This is a genomic window from Candidatus Halocynthiibacter alkanivorans, from assembly GCF_003333265.1.
Lineage (GTDB): Bacteria > Pseudomonadota > Alphaproteobacteria > Rhodobacterales > Rhodobacteraceae > Halocyntiibacter_A > Halocyntiibacter_A alkanivorans.
The window spans coordinates 109,133-125,329 of sequence record NZ_QOLB01000117.1; the positions used below are offsets into that span (position 1 = coordinate 109,133).

Sequence of the window (16,197 nt, forward strand, 5' to 3'; positions counted from 1 at the left end):
CTTCATCCTGGTGGCCAGTCTACCAAATGCCAGTTTGATCATAGTTCTGTCCCCATTCCCGTCGTGCCGTTTCTGATCGCTCTATACTGGGGATTGCAGGCTGAAATAACAGAGGCTCTGGCGGTGAGGTCCTCCCTCCTTCCGGATGGGCTGACCCATCTGTTCGGGTAGGTTTCAGGCACTTGTATGATACAGAGTTTGCGGCCGACCCGGATCCGGTCTGTTCAGTGCCGTCCTTTGGCTGCCGGGCGACAGCCGGGGCGGGCAAAGACTACAACAGTGCCGAAAAGATGCATCACTGGTGATCCCGTCCGGACGTTCCCACGAACGGGCGACCAGCGCGCAGCCTCCGCGGCTTGTCAGCCTGATGCGCCGGCCTTAGCCGTTGGCACCTTCCGGGCGATATTTGTCCATCACCCGATCCAGCGCATCATTGGTGATCGCGGAATTTGCGGCCTGAAGACAGGGCAACAACAGATCCTTGTTTCTGCGCTGCAGCTCACCTGAGGGGAATTTGTCGCCGGCAGGCCGGACCGGGCGGAAGCATTCAATGAACTGCGCCTGCTCTATACCCAGGTCAGCCGCGATCAGACCGGTCGGCCGGTTGGGGTCATCGTCGGCAAAAGTTGCGGTGCCGCTGAAGAGAATCACTAAAAGGGTCAAGCGCATTTGGGAGCTCCGTTTCGGGTTGCCGATGCGAGTTAATACGGTGCGCCACCCATGTTCCGTCGAAAATACTATTTTTTTCGCCTGCAGACCCGATCCGGCGGCCCTGGCGTCGGAACCCCCGCATTTCGCTCACAAAAAAGGAGCGCAAAAGCAGAAAACTGCCGCGCGCTCCTCAAATTTTTCTGATTTGTACAAATCCAGCCTGTGTTTTGTACAAATGCTACAATATGCGCGGCTCAGCGCTTTTTCACAAACTCGGTCAGGATAACGATGCGCTGACCTTCGACCCGGCCCTCAATATGGCCCGCATTGTCAGCCACCAGAGAGATTCCGCGCACTGCTGTGCCGCGTTTTGCCGTAAAGCCGCCTCCCTTTACTGGAAGGTCTTTGATCAGAACCACAGTATCGCCGGCGGCAAGCACCACGCCGTTGCTGTCGCGGTGGATCACCTCCATGCCCGCCGCTTCGGCCCAGTCCTGCACCTCGGGTTCCAGATAGAGCATATCCAGAGATTCAATCGCCCAACCCTCTGATTTCAAACGCGTAAGCATGCGCCAGGCCAGAACCTGAACCGCAGCATGTTCGGACCACATCGCGCTTTGCAAGCAACGCCAGTGGTTCAGATCGGGTGTCTCTCCGCCGATTTGTGCGGCACAGATGGCGCAGCAAAACGCCGCATCTTCCCTTGGGGCAACCACCAGCGCCGAAAGGCCTTCAGTGCCGCCGCAAAGTTCACAAATGCCACCTGCACGTGTCTCAAGCGCTACCAAATCAACCATAATATCCTCCGAAATCATTCCGCCCTGTCCTAGCGACAACGGGGAATTCGCGCCACCAAAAACCCTTGCCAAACAAAAATTACCTGCTCATATGGGCTCAGCGACGTTATCTCTATCGACCTCTGTCTAACCTTACAGGCGACCAGGCACTCGATCTTGCACTGACATTGCCAGGCTGCCGCAACCCTGTGGGCAGCATGATTATAAGGAACAGACGGATGGCTAACGGCACCGTAAAATGGTTTAACACAACTAAAGGCTACGGCTTCATCGCTCCTGAGGGCGGCGCCAAAGATGTATTCGTACACATCTCCGCAGTCGAGCGTTCCGGCCTGACTGGTCTTGCAGATGGCGCCGTCGTGACCTTCGATATCGAAGCTGGTCGTGACGGTCGTGAATCTGCGATCAACCTGGCTGTTGAATAAGCGAATTCCGGGCAGGGCCTTGGGGCCCCGCCCACCCCGGCATTTTCTGCCGGTGACGATATGGCGCCCATTCCCCGCAGTATTGTCCGGCTGTGACCAGGCAGACACTGGTCAAACCCCTGAAAAACCCCGATGATATAAGCTGACCTTTACTGAGGTGTGGCTGGTGCATTTTTTCAAAGCATATTCCGGACAGGCCATGGTGGCTGCTGCCATGCTCTTTGGCATTTCCACCAGTGCCACTGCATTTGAAACCCGGTTCCGGGTCAGCGGCGGCGAGACGCTGCAGGCGCAACTGCGGGCCTCTTCCCGGGTGATGGCGCTGGACACTGGCACAGATCCAACATCGCAGGATATTCTGGCCGCCGCCCGCGCCGATTACCGGCAGCTTCTGACCACACTTTACCGGCAGGGCTATTATGGCGGCAGCATCCGCATTCTTGTGGACGGGCGTGAGGCGGCCAGCCTGTCGCCGCTGGATGTGCCGGTCCGCATCAGCACAGTCGAAATTTCGGTACAGACCGGACTGCCTTTTTCCTTCGCAGAGCTACGCATTGCCCCGCTCGCGCCGGGCAGCGCCTTGCCAGGTGAGCTGGCCCGTGGCGCGCCGGCCCGCGCGGATGTCATTACAGCTGCCAGCCAGGCTGCGCTCACCGGCTGGCGCGACGCCTCCCACGCCAAGGCGCGCATCGCCTCCCAGCGCATCACCGCAGATCACCGCAATCAGACACTTGATGCGGAGGTGAACATCGCCCCCGGACCGGCGGTCAGCTTTGGCGCTGTCACCGTTGTGACAGCGGGTGCTGTGCGTACTGACCGGGTGCTGGACATCGCCGGCCCGATCACAGGCGAAGCGTTTTCCCCGGCCACTATTGAACGTGCTGCCGCCCGGCTGCGCCGCACCGGCGCCTTTAACTCTGTGGCATTTTCTGAGGCGGAGAAGCTCGGAGCGGGCGAAACGCTCGACCTGTCTCTCAGCCTGGTGGAGGCACCAAAGCGCCGCTTTGGTTTTGGTGCCGAACTCTCCTCGGCTGAGGGGGTGGCGCTGAACGGCTTCTGGATGCACCGCAACCTGCTTGGCGGTGCCGAACGGCTGCGGCTGGAAGGCGAGATCAAAGGCATTGCCGGCGACAGCGGCGGCGAGGACTACAGTATTTCGGCCCGGTTTGACCGACCGGCAACGCTTTGGAATGACACGGCGCTTTACATCAGCGGCGAGATCGCGCACCTGGAGGAACCTGGATTTACCTCTGATAATATGGAAACCGGCATTGGGCTTAACGCCTGGATCAGTGACCAGCTCCAGGCCAGCGCCGGTATCAGTTTTCGCTATTCTGAGGTCACCGAAAGCGGTACGCAGCAAAGCTTTTCCCATCTGATGTTTCCGCTCAGCGCAACACTAGACCGGCGCGACAACCGGCTTGATGCCAGATCCGGCTCTTACGCCAGCCTGGAAGCCATCCCCTTTGCCGGGCTGAACGGCGTCGCCTCGGGCGCCAGGCTGAATGCCGATCTGCGCCTCTACCGCAGCCTTGGAGACGCGCAGCGTTTCACCCTCGCCGGGCGGTTTCAGTACGGCACCATTCTCGGCGCCGGCATTGATGAGGTGCCCGCCGACTGGCTCTATTTCTCCGGCGGCGGCGGCACTGTGCGCGGCCAGCCCTACCAGTCGCTGGTGCTGGATCCCGGCGGCAGCAGTGAAAGCGGTGGCCGCTCCTATGCCGGTCTCTCGGGCGAGATCCGCGCTGGCATCCGCGGTAATTTTTCGGCGGTGGGTTTCCTGGATGCCGGTGTTGTGGACCAGGATCTGATCCCCAGCAGCGGTGGTGAATTCCATGCCGGCGCCGGGCTGGGGCTGCGCTATGACACCGGCTTTGGTCCGCTGCGGCTTGATCTGGCGGCCCCGGTCGCGGGCGACACCGGCGCCGGCGTGCAGCTTTACATTGGCATAGGGCAGGCGTTTTGAAACGCCTTGCAGCCATCCCCGTGACCGCCGCCCTGTCGCTGGGCACGCTGGCTCTGGTCGCGCTGCCGCTGATGCCACAGGCGCAGTCGGCGGAGGAATCCCGCGACCGCGATTTTCTCACCGCATTGATTGAGGACAACCTGTCCGCCCCGGGCCAGACCATACGCCTTGAGGGTTTTGCCGGTGCGCTGAGTTCAGTGGCGCGGTTTGACAGCCTGAGCATTGCGGACGAGACCGGCGTCTGGCTGCGTATTGAGGGGGCCGAACTCGACTGGTCGCGCAGCGCGCTTTTGCGCGGTCGCTTTGAAGTCAACAGCCTCACCGCCGCGAAAATATCCCTGAGCCGTCTGCCCGTGCGCGCCGCAGCTTTGCCGGCAGCAGAGGCCACGGAATTTACCCCACCAGTACTGCCCGATCTACCGGTTTCGGTGAATATTGGCGAAATTTCCACAGATCTGCTCAGCCTTGCCCAACCAGTGCTGGGCCAGGCGATTGCGGTTTCGATGAACGGGGCGATGTCGCTGTTGGATGGCGACGGGGAAGTGCGTTTTGAACTCAGCCGCGTCGACGGTATTGCGGGCGATATTCGGCTTGTATCGGGCTACAACTCCGCCAGCCAGGAGCTTTCGGTTGATCTGTCGCTGTTTGAAGAACCGGGCGGATTGCTGGCCACATCGCTGGGACTTCCGGGCGCACCATCGCTGGAATTCACTGCCAGAGGCGCTGCACCGCTGTCCGATTTTGGGTTGGATATTACCCTTGCAAGCGATGGAGCGCCGCGGCTTGCCGGCGTGCTGGCACTGAAATCCATTGCGACAGAGACCGCTCCGGATCAGCCTCCTCCGGCGCCAGACTGGCAGTTCCGGGCCGATATCAGCGGCGACATGACACCTCTGTTCAACCCCGGTCTGCGTGACTTTTGGGGGCCGGAAGTCTCTTTGCAGGCCACAGGTTTACGGCGCGCGGACGGCAGATTGACCCTGGACCCTTTTGTGCTGAGCGCGCGCGCCTTGCGCCTCACCGGCGCGCTTGACATGGCGGCAGACGGTGCGCCGCAATCTTTTGATCTGCGCGCGGAGCTGGCAGCACAGGACGGCGCCGCAGTCAGGCTGCCGCTGCCCGGCCCACCGACGTCTCTGCAAATGGCGAGCCTGACGGCACGCTATGACGCCGCCAAAGCAGACCAATGGACGCTTACCGGCATGCTGGAGGGTCTGAGCCAGGGTGCATTGACGCTGGACTCCGGCCAGATCCGCGCTGGCGGGCTCATCGGGCGCCGCGCAAATACTGTACGTGCTGTCACCGCAGATCTCGCGTTGAATCTGACCGGCCTTGCCCACAGCGACCCGGCACTACAGCAGGTGCTTGGCGATGCTATGGGCCTGCAGGCAGAGCTGCAGTGGCGCGAAGGCGAATCCGTCGCCCTCTCCGTTCTGGACTTGTCTTCCGGCGATCTGTCGCTGGCGGGCGATGTCACGATTGGCGATCTGAGCAGTGGTTTTGCTATTGAGGGGCAGGCAAGACTAAACGCCGGCGACCTGCAGCGTTTCGCGGCGCTCACGTCAACGAACATAGGTGGGGCGCTCCGTGCCGGTGTGACGGGGCGCCTGGTGCCACTTGGCGGCGCATTCGATCTCCGTCTCACCGGTCAGGGCCAGCAGTTGCAAAGCGGCATTGCCCCGCTGGACGGTCTGCTGGCCGGGGCGGCAGAGCTTGATATCGCCATCCTGCGCGACACGGGTGGAATAGAGATCAGCACGCTTGTGCTGAAAACCCCGGCACTGGAGCTTGATGCCACGGGCAGTTTGCAGTCCGCTGTCGGCAATCTGGAGTTCGCAGCGCGGCTTGATAATCTTGGCCGCATTATTGACGGGCTGAGCGGCCCGGCAGCGTTCTCTGGCACCGCCAGTGGCAGCAGCGACGCTATCGACCTGGATCTGGCAGCCACCGGCCCCGGGGGCATCCGCGCTCTGGTCCAGGGCAAAGTTCTGGATGCCGGGCAAACGCTGGACCTGGCTCTGAACGGCACCCTGCCACTGGCGCTGGTGAACAGTTTCACCACCGAGCTGTCTCTGCTGGGCGACGCCGGCTTTGATCTGGTGCTGCGCGGTGCCCCGGCGCTGTCCTCCCTGTCTGGCCGCCTGACTTCTGAAGGCGCAAGCCTGTCGCTGCCCGCCTATAACACCGGGCTGAACCGTGTCAGACTGAGCGCCGATATCGCTGGCAACAGCGCCCGCATTACAGCAAGCGGCGTGGTGATCCGGGGCGGGGAAGTCGCCCTTGCGGGCACGCTCGGGCTTGGGGCGCCTTATCCGGGAGACCTGGAGATCAGCCTGAATAACGTCGCTTTTTCAGATCCGGATCTCTACCGCACTTCGCTGAACGGGCAACTTTCGCTGCGCGGTCCGATAAGCGGCGGCGCCAGGCTCGCCGGCACAGTCGACCTTGGCCGCACCGAGTTGCAGCTGCCCTCCGGCACCAGTGGCAGCGGCGGCAGTCGCCCCGACATCCGCCATATCGCGGAGCCGCGGGAGGTGCGCGCCACCCGTCTGCGCGCCGGCGTTCTGGTGGTGGACGCTGGCACGGCCCCTGCCCCTCCGCTTGACCTGGACATCCTGCTGCGCGCACCCAATCAGCTCTTTGTCCGCGGTCGCGGGCTGGACGCCGAACTTGGTGGCGCGTTGCGCCTCAGCGGCACCAGCCGGGATATCGTGCCGCTCGGTGAATTCAGTCTGATCCGGGGCCGGCTGGATATCCTGGGCAAACGCATCACCCTGCAAGAAGGCTCCGCCGTGTTGCAGGGAAGTTTTGACCCCTGGTTGCGCCTGGTTGCGGAAACCACCGCGCAGGACACCACCGTTCGTGTGATCAGCGAAGGCACCGCCTCGGAGCTTGAAATATCCTTCAGCTCGGACCCCGACCTGCCAGAAGACGAAATCCTGGCCCGACTGTTGTTTGGCCGTGCCATTGACGACATTTCCGCGCTGCAGGCGGCGCGGTTGGTCAGTTCCCTCAATGTGCTGGCCGGTGGCAGAGGCGGTCTTGTTTCCCGGCTGCGCCAGAGTTTTGGGCTGGATGATTTGGATCTGAGCACCGACACCGAGGGCAACACTGCGCTGCGCGTTGGCAAATACCTGTCGGACAATATTTACACCGACATTACCGTCGATCAGACCGGCAAAAGCGAAATCAATCTGAACCTGGACCTTTCAGACTCAGTCTCAGTCAAAGGCCGGCTGGGGGACAGCGGCGACACCGGCATCGGTATATTCTTTGAGCGCGACTACTGAGGCCAGTGGCATGGCAATACCGCCCGGTTGCGGAACAGAGACGCCGCTGGGCATGGCAAAAGCAAACCGCTGCGCCTCTGGTCTGATCCGGCCTTAACCCGCCAGTTTCGCGTGTTTGCGTACAAAGGCTTCGATGTCCCGCGCCGGCCGCGCCCCGGCAAGCCGCGCCACTTCGCGGCCATTCTGAAACAGGATCAAAGCCGGAATGCCGCGAATGTTGTTCTTGCTGGACACTTTGGGATAGTCCTCAGTGTTGATCTTGGCAAAACGCACCTTTGGCGCCATCGCGCGCGCCGCCCTGGCAAATTCCGGCGCCATCTGACGGCACGGGCCACACCAGGGCGCCCAGAAATCCACCAGCAGTGGCACCTGGTCGTTCTTTGAGGCTTTTTGCAGCGCCTGCGGGTCAAGTTCGACCACTTTCCCGTCCAGCAACCTGGTGCCACACGTGCCGCATTTCGGCCCGGCCGCAAGCCGGTCTGAAGGCACCCGGTTGGGCTGACCACAGGAGGTACAGGTAATTTTCAGAGCTTCCGCCATTTTGGCCTCCTGGTCACAATCCGTCGAAACCAGATATAAAGACAGAAACGCCAGCGACAAGGCCTGCAGCGCAGATTGCCGTTTTTCTGGTCCGAATGCCTCAGAAGGGGCCATTCACCCCAGCAGGATCAGCGCCAGAATGCTGAGGCTGATCAGCGCAATGCCTAAATATTCCCGGCGTGAAATGCTTTCGCGGAAAAACAGCACCGAGGCGATAATGCCAAAAATCACCTCGACCTGGCCGACGGCTTTGACCCAGGCCGCATTTTGCAGGGTGAAGGCGGTGAACCAGAAAAAGCTGCCGGCCAGACTGGTCATGCCGATCCAGCTGGCACTGCGCCAGGCAGAAAGCACTTTGCCGATCTGACCTCTGTCCCGCCAGCCCAGCCACAGCGCCATCGCCAGAAGCTGCAGGCTGGTGACCACCGCGAGCGTCAAAATCGCCCGCTGGAACGGATCCGCGAGGCCGATTTCCAGCGTCGCGCCGCGGTAACTGACGGCTGAAACGCCAAACAATGCCCCTGCTGCCAGCCCCAAAGCGGCAGACGGGGTGAAAAAACGACCGCCCCAATGCGCCGCCTCCTTGATGGCACCCGACAGCACCAGCAGCCCCGCCACCCCGGCGAAAATCGCAGCCAGCGCAACAGGGGTCGCCGGCTCGCCCAGCACAATCCAGCCCAGCAGCAGCGTCAGCAGCACTTCAACTTTGATGAAGGCCATGCCCACAGCCAGGTTGCGCCGCCCGAACAGCAAAACGGTGCAGACGGTGGCCAGGATCTGCGCCGTGCCGCCGGCCACCGCAAATCCCCAGAACTGCGCCCCTGGCAGCGCCACGGGTTCCGCGATGTTCAATAACAGGATCGCCGCGGCCAGCACCGCAAGCGGCGCCGAATAGACAAACCGGGCAAATGTGGCGCCACTGGCCGACAAGGTGACCTGCGCCATCTTCTTTTGCAGCATGAAGCGCAGGGTCTGAAACAGCGCGGCGGCAAGCGATAATGCGATCCAGATTTCCATGCTGAGCTGGTCCTGACTGGTAATCAACGGGCGAAAACGTGAGGGTAAAACCCTGCAACAAACAGGCTGAGCAGCAGCGTCTGACCCGGGGTTCTTTGGTGTCAAATCCTGCGCAGCCGGACGGCAGCCTGCTCAGTGCCCTGTGGCGCCGGCGTGTGTCGGAAACCACAGGGCCGGCGGGCAAATACGCCTCCGGCCCCGAGGCTGCGTTCAGGCGATACGAGGCTGCGTTCAGGCGATAAAGGTGTTATATTCGGCTTCAGACATCATGTCGTCGAGCACGGAGAGGTCTTCAACTTTCAATTTGAAAAACCAACCCTCGCCCTGGGCGTCTTCATTGACCTTACCGGGATTGTCGGTCAGCGCTTCGTTGACTTCAACGATCTCGCCATCCACCGGCGCAAGAATGTCAGAGGCGGCCTTGACCGATTCAATCACCACCACCTCATCGTCTTTGGAGACGGTAATGTCGGTATCGGGCAATTCTACAAAGACAATATCGCCCAACTGGGTGGCAGCATGTTCGGTAATGCCAACAACCACCAGGTCGTCTTCAACCCGCAACCATTCATGTTCTTCGGTGAACTTCATAATTTTAATCCTGTCACATGTGCCCGGTCATTGCGCGCTGGCACACTCCGGTTTGCCTCAGCCTTAGCATATAGCATCCCGGCGAACACCCCTCACTTTCGATCAACGCCCTTGATTTCCGACGCAGCCTGCGCCACATCCGTCATATGACAGATCCTTATTTTTTCGGCTACGGCTCGCTGGTGAACCGCGCGACCCACAGCTACGTTGATGCCCACCGCGCCACCCTGTCCGGCTGGCGCCGGACCTGGCGTGTGACCAGTCTTTATTCCCAGGTGCTGCTGACCGCGACCCCCTGCACGCACAGCAAAATCCAGGGGCTGATTGCAGCGGTGCCCGACCATGACTGGGCCGCGCTGGATGCGCGCGAACGCGGCTATGACCGCCAGCACGCCAGCCACCAGATCCGCCATGATACCGGGCGCGATATCGAAGCCCAGATCTATGCGGTAGACCCGCAGAAACATCAGAGCCCGGCGAAAGCCCTACCGATCTGGCTCAGCTATCTGGATGTGGTGGTGCAGGGTTACCTACGGGAATTTGGAGAAGACGGTGTCGCCGCATTTTTTGACACCACCGACGGCTGGCACATGCCGGTTGAAGACGACCGCGCCGCGCCGCGCTACCCGCGCGCGCAGTTGCTGAGCCGCAAGGAACGCGACCTGACCGACCGCATGCTAAAGCGCGTCGCCTGAGCCGGAACCTGCTCCCGGCGTGCACCGCCGGGGTATTCAACCGTCGCTGGCCGCCCTTCCACCGTGCCGCTTTCCTGGGCGCCTTTCCTGGGCACTGTGGCCAGCGGGCGGCCAAAGGCTGGCGCCACAGCCCGGGCGCTGCGCAACTGGTTTAACCCCATTTTTTTGCCGCGCATCGCGCGGCGCGGCCCAACGCTTTTTCCCTGGCATCGCCGGGGGCAAAGGGGCGGGAGCGACGGTCTGCAACATCAGCGGCAATGAATAAGGGCGGCCACATGGTCCGCCATATCACGTTGAATTTAAATAACAATTTCAACTTTTGCCAGTCCTGCCCTAAATTGCCCCTAAACTTGAAGTGCTTAAAGGGGCTTGGTTGCGCACGACTTACCGCATCCAGACCCCACCCCCTGGCCTCACCTACCGCGCGTCGATATTATCTTATCAGCCGCGAGAACCAAATTTTCGCCATTCCCATCTTTTTGCCTGATCTGGCAAACACAACGGCGTGGAGTTACGCGTGCCAACTGGAGCGCACGTTGTTGTGCTGGCCGCGTAGGAGACCTGCGACATTGCGCAGCAGCGGATAGAACAAGATCAGAGCCCATTGCTGGCAGAGGTGATGGCATACGCAAACGAAAACCCGGGGCGGATTGACGCCACACGATGCACAGCCAGTAAGGCTAGCTTCGGAAAAACGAGAGTTGTAACGTCAGCAGTCGCGTGGAATGGTGACAACCAACTACTTTTTTCCAAGCATGTATAACGGAGTGCACCTTGTTGAGGTTAGTTTTGGCAAGTTTCCTTTTCCTGCCCTCTATGGCGCATTCGGTCACCTACGATTGCACGGTCTCTTCAAAAGTATGGAAAGATGGATCTTACTCAAAAGCCCAAATACGAGACGGCCAATGCTCTGTCAAAATCGACGACAGAGGCAGCAATGCCACCCTGTCGCGCTGCTCTTTTGCCCGGAGCGAAGGCCGTATCACGTGTGATGAATACGAAGCTGATTACATCGACCAAGACCCAAATGTTGGAGTGAAGAAGTTTTATTACTTCGGTGGCCAATTTGATATTCAGTTGTTTGCAAGTACGTTCTTTGTTGAAAACAACGGTCGGGGAACCATCGCTAACGGAACGTGCAGAGTAATACGTCCGTAATTTGGGCATTCATCATCGAATCTCCGACAATCAAGTCAGATTGCACGCAGCTTACCCGTTCGCGCTGGGTGGCGGCGGTGTTGCCCATAGCCGCCTAAAATCGACTGCGCCGCCGGCCGCAGACCGTACATCTGGCGCGGACCCAAGTAGCGCTTTCGGCCCAAAGCCGACCTTCAATGAGGCTAACTATGCGGCAGCACAGCTTTCGCATTGCAGACATTGATGCTCATTGGGTGAAGAAGTGTTTAAAAACTCGGCAGAGAGAACCGATACGTCATGCCCAGCTCCACATTTGTTGCACGGAACCCATTTTCGCCGATTGTCTGGCTGACCAGGCCACGGAGAGCCAGATCTTCGCTCAGCCCATAGTTCAGCCCGATACCAGCCCTCAAAATCGAGCCCTCGACATTGGCACCAACCTGCAGTTCACCAAAATACTGGAACCGGTCTGTCTCGGAAAACTTGCTTTGCAAACCGACACCCGCCGAAACTTCTCCATATCCAGGGTAACCTCGATAAGCTTCGTAAGAAATGCTGGCCCGGACGGGTATATAGACGTAGTCGTTGACTATCCGGTCGCCCTGCACTGTGAGCATGTTAAGATTTTCTCGTGCTGAGCCGTTAACTTTCAAGTTGAGCTTCGTTTCATGAGAGAAGCTAAATCGATATCCTTCGTATCGGCTTTCCGCCGAATTGTTGGCGCCCTTTCCCGCGTCTGCTGAGCGGATGCGGTAATTCAGCCCTGCGCCAAAAGTGATGTTTTTCGACGTGCCATCGGGTGCGAATATATAGCCGGATGTCAGAGCAATACCTAAGTTCTTGTTCAGCAGGTACTCTGCAGACAGTTTTGGATAAAGCAGTAGTCCCGAGCCTGTGTCAATAAGTTCAGGCGCGTAGCCGCCAGACCCAATCCCTAATTGCCCATACAGATTTATACGTGGAGAGACTGAGACGCGAGAACCCAGTCCACCAATGACCTGATTATATATCGGCAGCCCTTTATAGCCCACACCTAAGGCGTAGTACCAATAGCTTCTCTCCGTAAAGAATTGCGAAAATTGAAGATCGACCGCGTTAATGGGCCCCTTGTACGAACCCACGGGGTCGATCTGCGCATAATTGTCCAGGCCTGCTGATATCATGCTTTCGAAATCGCCGCCGACCGTCTCGCGGCTACCTGATGGGCTCGCAGAAACAAAACGTTCGCCGGAATTACCGTAGGGTCCGGTCCCGTACGAGAACGGCCTCTGCACGTAGAGATTAAGCTGAGTGCCGTCGATTGCAGAATTAAAGAACTTCATCCTTGAGATGTTTGCGCCCGCCGAGAAGTTCTTGAATTCATAACCAAACCCGAGGTAGCCCTTCGCGTACCCACCGGTACCGGACAGCTCCACGCTTTGTTCAATACTTTTACCACCGCCACCACCACCGAACGATACGCCGCCACTGGCAAACAGATTGCCAGCAATTTTACGCTGGGCATGTGCAAGAAAGCCAAATGCCATGAAGCCGCCATACTCGCCCTTCAACAAGGGTGCATAGCTTCCCACACCAAGGTACAACCAATCGTTGACCGGCGTCAGGATGTGATAGCCTAACAGGTCGATCGATTCATTGTCAGGCAGCCGGATGGATTGGTAGTCAAGCATAAACGAGCCTTCACGCCGCGTGAGGTTGGCGTCCGCCAGCCGGGTCGCGCTGAGCCGTTCCTGGCGTACCGATGTGGCATCAAGGTTCGGTTCGGCTGAAGCTTGGGGAGTGATGCCAATACTGGATGCGACGACAATCACTATAAATGCGAGAAGGTTGGAATATTTATTTGTGTTCAAAGCGAGCTCTTTAAATCAAGTAATACGTTCTAGTCGGATAACCCATATTTTTTCTGCCGTCAGGGTTTTTCTGGTCTAGGAGCGGTTTAGATTAAGCGGGCAACACGATCAATCCGCTCTACTAATGCCGACCTTGGTTACTGGTGTCGCAATCTTATGGCTCGTCCGCACGACTTCAAATTCGAATAAGTCAAAGGTGTAAAAATCAGTATAATTACGCTACTCAACGAGCGACCGTTTCACAATTAGGTTTGGTGTTTAGCCCACGAAATCGGTACCCCCCCAATTTTAAAGAAGTCTGGAATTGTACCGATTTAATTCCGGTCCCTTTCGAGAGATATTCGAAATGAAGGAGACAAGACATGGCAATGAAATATACGGAAGAGTTTCGCCGTGAACTTTTCTCGACCGTCGCAACCTGCGAAAAACTGACATCGGGGTGGGCGCAGCGAATTCTCACATTGTCCCGCACAGCAGGCATTGGTGCGAAGCGCAGCAAAAGTCAGCAATCCGCCCTTCTCGTCGAATTGTGCTTGGTGCAGTAATCGGACCAATTCCCCCTGCCATCACTGTCAAGAACGGCCCACTGCGGACCTTCGTGGACAACGCAGAGAATGGCAGCAAGGAGCCCATCCACACAGGATTCAATCGGTTAATCCTTAAATACAGTTCCTTTGAACTGCGGGTCGTATTGATCCACAATTTTGGACAATAAAGTGGCGAAAGGTCCGGGGTTTTCAAGGCCTGCCCGAGCGTCGTTTGCCCCGGAGCCCCGCACCTCCGGTGGCGTGACTGTGTAACTGAGGGGCCTTCGCGACACTTCAGCTGCAGCGTTAGCGGGAACTTTAACCCCACCAGCGGTGCCAACAGACAATTGCCCGACAGGCAGGCGGGCGGCGTCAGACACATTGTCCAACAGTACCAGTGTCCCACCCCACATAGTAACGCCGAAGTACAGCAGCAGCAGCAGCGGCAACAGAAAGGCGATTTCGATACGTGTGACGCCGTCGTCCCCCTTTAGATTTTGCAGTGGATCGACTTGAATTGACGTATTATTGAATAAAGTCATCATCACAACATCGCTCCGTTTTCAGTTCATTGCCCAGTCTTCTCTCCGGCCCTGGCAGCAGGCGTTTCGTCTCGTGCGCCGCGGTCCCACTCCCGGCGCCCTGCCGCAGTGGCAAAGACCGGCTATTTCACCAGCGCAAGCATCAAGCCAACGGGAAATTCAGACGTCCCAAAAACGGACTCCAGCCCCTCATCGCAACCGCCATAAGTATCCGCACTTCCGTATTCAATGTTGCGTTTTGCTTCAGCGTGAACACCTTCCATACCCGCTACGTCAGACCCCAGTTTCAGCTCTTTTTTCGTACCCATCTGCACGCCCCGGAAATAATTGTCAGAGCCAAATTCGATGTTACTGTTGGAGAACAAGTAGATATTATATGCTCCCTCGCTGCAGTAGTTCACCGATCCGATGTCATTGTTCGAGCCGAACAAAATCTTTTTTGGGGTCGCAAAAACAACGTTGGACAGCGTGACATCGGACCCGACTTTCACTTCTTTTTTCGCCACGATAGCAATGTCGGAAATAACGCGGTTCGAGCCAAGGTCCGCGACCTTTTTGACGATATACAGCGTGTTGGGAGAGAGAGGGGTCGAATCTGTGATTTCGTTAATGTAGACCGGGCCTTCGGTGATGAAGTCAGGCATGTTGGTGATTGAAGAGCTCTTCATATCTGCGATAATGCCCGCCACCAGCCCTGGCAGTACCAGATCATATTCGGCTTCCATAAGCGCATCTTCGACGCCACCATTGTTCCCACCTTGCTGGAACCCAGAAAAGTCATGCATCGCAATTATTGCGCCTGCTGCCACTTCGTTGTCCGAACCGATTTTCACCCCGTCATCGCCGTAGAGGCAGAAGTTCTCTATGTAGTTGTTGTCCGAACCGGACAGCACTTCTCTGCCAGAGAAAAAGCCGCCACTGTTGCACCCGTTCCCAGGCTCAATTTCAGCGACAGCAGAGCGGGAGATTTCGAATTCACTGATCCCGGCGAAAATTGCAAAAATGGATTGTAGCGGGTTTTGATTAACAGCGGTCCGCCGGGCGGTGGCGCGCACGGCATTTTTCGGGCTGGCGCCTTCAACAAAAACACTGCCATCCCAGTTTCCGGTTTCTACGTCTGCGGCTTTCAGAACGGGATGGCCATCAATGTTGGGATAGTTTTTTGCGCTGTAAAGCAGGGCCTCTGATCTGACATCGTCATTATCCGGCAACTGACTTGCCCCTGCAAGCGCGGCTGCGGACGCGGTGATCTGAAGCCGGTGGCCGGTGAGCCGCACGAGGCCGATGTCGATGACAAAGGCCAACATCAGCAGAAACGTTGGCAGGGCGACCGCCACCAGCACAATGACTGCGCCTGAGGTGTCTTGCATCAATTGTTTCAGGTTTTTGGTCAAACCGACCACATTGCTCCCTCCTTACACATCGCGAAAGTGGCCTTCAGGACGAAAATTATCACCACGGCTGTCAAGCAAGCCGGCGGGCGCTGTCAACGGTCACCTGGACATTGTCCGTCCAGTTTGTGCCCACGTTCTGAACTGGTGGAGTGAAACTTTTGGGCCAAGTCGACGGGTACTGTGCGCTTTCTTCAATATTTTTTGAATCGCTCCACTTAATTGGTCCATTTTGAAGTTGATGCCGAGAATTGACAAAGCCCCTCACGGCGAGGTTATGCCCCCTTTGGGAGGCTACCCTATCCTTTCGGATATAGCTTCCGCAGGATGACTGCGCTGGAGGTCCAAATTGTCCGCTCACCAGGGCTCGTGCATTGCGCAGCGAATGGCGGCTTCTCTAATTGGGTGTTTGGGTCAAGCTCGTTTTCCTTCTATCTTCTGGGTCATTGTCGCTCATCCGGGTCACGCTTCTCTCCGCAGTCTGTTTTGGCGCTCTGATGGCACCGCTGCACGCATATGTTGGATCGGCAGTGAAGAGCCCCGCTCTCCGGCGCGCTTCAAGTTGCGCAGCAGACATTTTCGGCTTCATCCACGAACCTCGTCCAGTGAGGGACGACCCCGTTAGGGTTGGGTGGTCGGCGTTTTAGCTCATGCCGTGCCTCCCACCTGTTCCTGACGGAATTCCGTGCCATCGACCCACATACGATGCAGCAGGACGGCCAGTTTGCGCGCGACGGCGACTACAGCGCGACGTCGACCTTTGGTGCGCAGCAATCGC

At 58.3% G+C, this 16,197-nt stretch carries 14 protein-coding genes and 1 pseudogene; 6 read left to right on the top strand and 9 right to left on the bottom strand.

The features are described from left to right. Nucleotides 1-378: 378 nt before the first annotated feature. Both DWA01_RS14655 and DWA01_RS14660 read right to left on the bottom strand, forming a co-directional pair. The gene (locus DWA01_RS14655) at nucleotides 379-669 is read right to left on the bottom strand and encodes a hypothetical protein (protein ID WP_114286548.1); all 291 of its coding nucleotides are present in this window, start codon (nucleotides 667-669) and stop codon (nucleotides 379-381) included. A 236-nt stretch (nucleotides 670-905) separates the two neighbouring features. Next, entirely contained in the window at nucleotides 906-1,448 is a 543-nt protein-coding gene (locus DWA01_RS14660) for a PhnA domain-containing protein (protein WP_235008563.1), read from the bottom strand. A 218-nt stretch (nucleotides 1,449-1,666) separates the two neighbouring features. Between DWA01_RS14660 and DWA01_RS14665 the strand changes: the two genes are divergently transcribed. The 3 genes from DWA01_RS14665 (at nucleotide 1,667) to DWA01_RS14675 (ending at nucleotide 7,129) form a co-directional block, all read left to right on the top strand. Then, nucleotides 1,667-1,873, top strand: a complete 207-nt coding sequence (locus DWA01_RS14665) for a cold-shock protein (protein ID WP_114286550.1) — start codon at nucleotides 1,667-1,669, stop codon at nucleotides 1,871-1,873. A 166-nt stretch (nucleotides 1,874-2,039) separates the two neighbouring features. Continuing rightward, the gene (locus DWA01_RS14670) at nucleotides 2,040-3,839 is read left to right on the top strand and encodes an autotransporter assembly complex protein TamA (RefSeq protein ID WP_136057761.1); all 1,800 of its coding nucleotides are present in this window, start codon (nucleotides 2,040-2,042) and stop codon (nucleotides 3,837-3,839) included. Then, entirely contained in the window at nucleotides 3,836-7,129 is a 3,294-nt protein-coding gene (locus DWA01_RS14675) for a translocation/assembly module TamB domain-containing protein (protein ID WP_114286552.1), read from the top strand. Before DWA01_RS14670 ends, DWA01_RS14675 begins: the two co-directional genes overlap by 4 nt. Before the next feature lie 93 nt (nucleotides 7,130-7,222). On the opposite strand, the gene trxC is transcribed toward DWA01_RS14675, so the two are convergent. The 3 genes from trxC to gcvH form a co-directional block, all read right to left on the bottom strand. Continuing rightward, on the bottom strand, nucleotides 7,223-7,669 hold the full coding sequence (trxC, locus tag DWA01_RS14680; RefSeq protein ID WP_114286574.1) for a thioredoxin TrxC: 447 nt from the start codon (nucleotides 7,667-7,669) through the stop codon (nucleotides 7,223-7,225). A gap of 114 nt (nucleotides 7,670-7,783) precedes the next feature. Next, a complete protein-coding gene (locus tag DWA01_RS14685) occupies nucleotides 7,784-8,686 on the bottom strand; it encodes an EamA family transporter (protein ID WP_114286553.1) in 903 nt (300 codons plus the stop codon). Between the two features lie 231 nt (nucleotides 8,687-8,917). Then, nucleotides 8,918-9,277 (bottom strand): glycine cleavage system protein GcvH, encoded by a 360-nt coding sequence (gene gcvH / locus DWA01_RS14690; protein WP_114286554.1) that lies wholly within the window; start codon nucleotides 9,275-9,277, stop codon nucleotides 8,918-8,920. Between the two features lie 146 nt (nucleotides 9,278-9,423). Between gcvH and DWA01_RS14695 the strand changes: the two genes are divergently transcribed. Together DWA01_RS14695 and DWA01_RS22985 are read left to right on the top strand one after the other, a co-directional pair. Continuing rightward, nucleotides 9,424-9,972 (top strand): gamma-glutamylcyclotransferase family protein, encoded by a 549-nt coding sequence (locus tag DWA01_RS14695; RefSeq protein WP_114286555.1) that lies wholly within the window; start codon nucleotides 9,424-9,426, stop codon nucleotides 9,970-9,972. A gap of 774 nt (nucleotides 9,973-10,746) precedes the next feature. Next, a complete protein-coding gene (locus tag DWA01_RS22985; RefSeq protein WP_136057762.1) occupies nucleotides 10,747-11,130 on the top strand; it encodes a hypothetical protein in 384 nt (127 codons plus the stop codon). A gap of 245 nt (nucleotides 11,131-11,375) precedes the next feature. On the opposite strand, the gene DWA01_RS14705 is transcribed toward DWA01_RS22985, so the two are convergent. After that, nucleotides 11,376-12,959: a hypothetical protein gene (locus tag DWA01_RS14705; RefSeq protein WP_136057763.1), complete on the bottom strand. Its 1,584-nt coding sequence runs from the start codon at nucleotides 12,957-12,959 to the stop codon at nucleotides 11,376-11,378. A 362-nt stretch (nucleotides 12,960-13,321) separates the two neighbouring features. Between DWA01_RS14705 and DWA01_RS14710 the strand changes: the two genes are divergently transcribed. Further along, nucleotides 13,322-13,504 carry a hypothetical protein gene (locus DWA01_RS14710; RefSeq protein WP_114286558.1) on the top strand — a complete coding sequence of 61 codons (183 nt, stop codon included), beginning with the start codon at nucleotides 13,322-13,324 and terminating at the stop codon, nucleotides 13,502-13,504. Between the two features lie 107 nt (nucleotides 13,505-13,611). Here DWA01_RS14710 and DWA01_RS14715 read toward each other — a convergent pair whose 3' ends face one another. The 3 genes and pseudogenes from DWA01_RS14715 to DWA01_RS23660 all read right to left on the bottom strand — a co-directional run. Continuing rightward, on the bottom strand, nucleotides 13,612-14,031 hold the full coding sequence (locus DWA01_RS14715; protein WP_114286559.1) for a hypothetical protein: 420 nt from the start codon (nucleotides 14,029-14,031) through the stop codon (nucleotides 13,612-13,614). A gap of 119 nt (nucleotides 14,032-14,150) precedes the next feature. Further along, nucleotides 14,151-15,431 carry a pilus assembly protein TadG-related protein gene (locus tag DWA01_RS14720; RefSeq protein WP_114286560.1) on the bottom strand — a complete coding sequence of 427 codons (1,281 nt, stop codon included), beginning with the start codon at nucleotides 15,429-15,431 and terminating at the stop codon, nucleotides 14,151-14,153. Nucleotides 15,432-16,067: 636 nt separating this feature from the next. Next, a pseudogene (locus DWA01_RS23660) lies at nucleotides 16,068-16,197 on the bottom strand (IS110 family RNA-guided transposase); the annotation flags it as partial.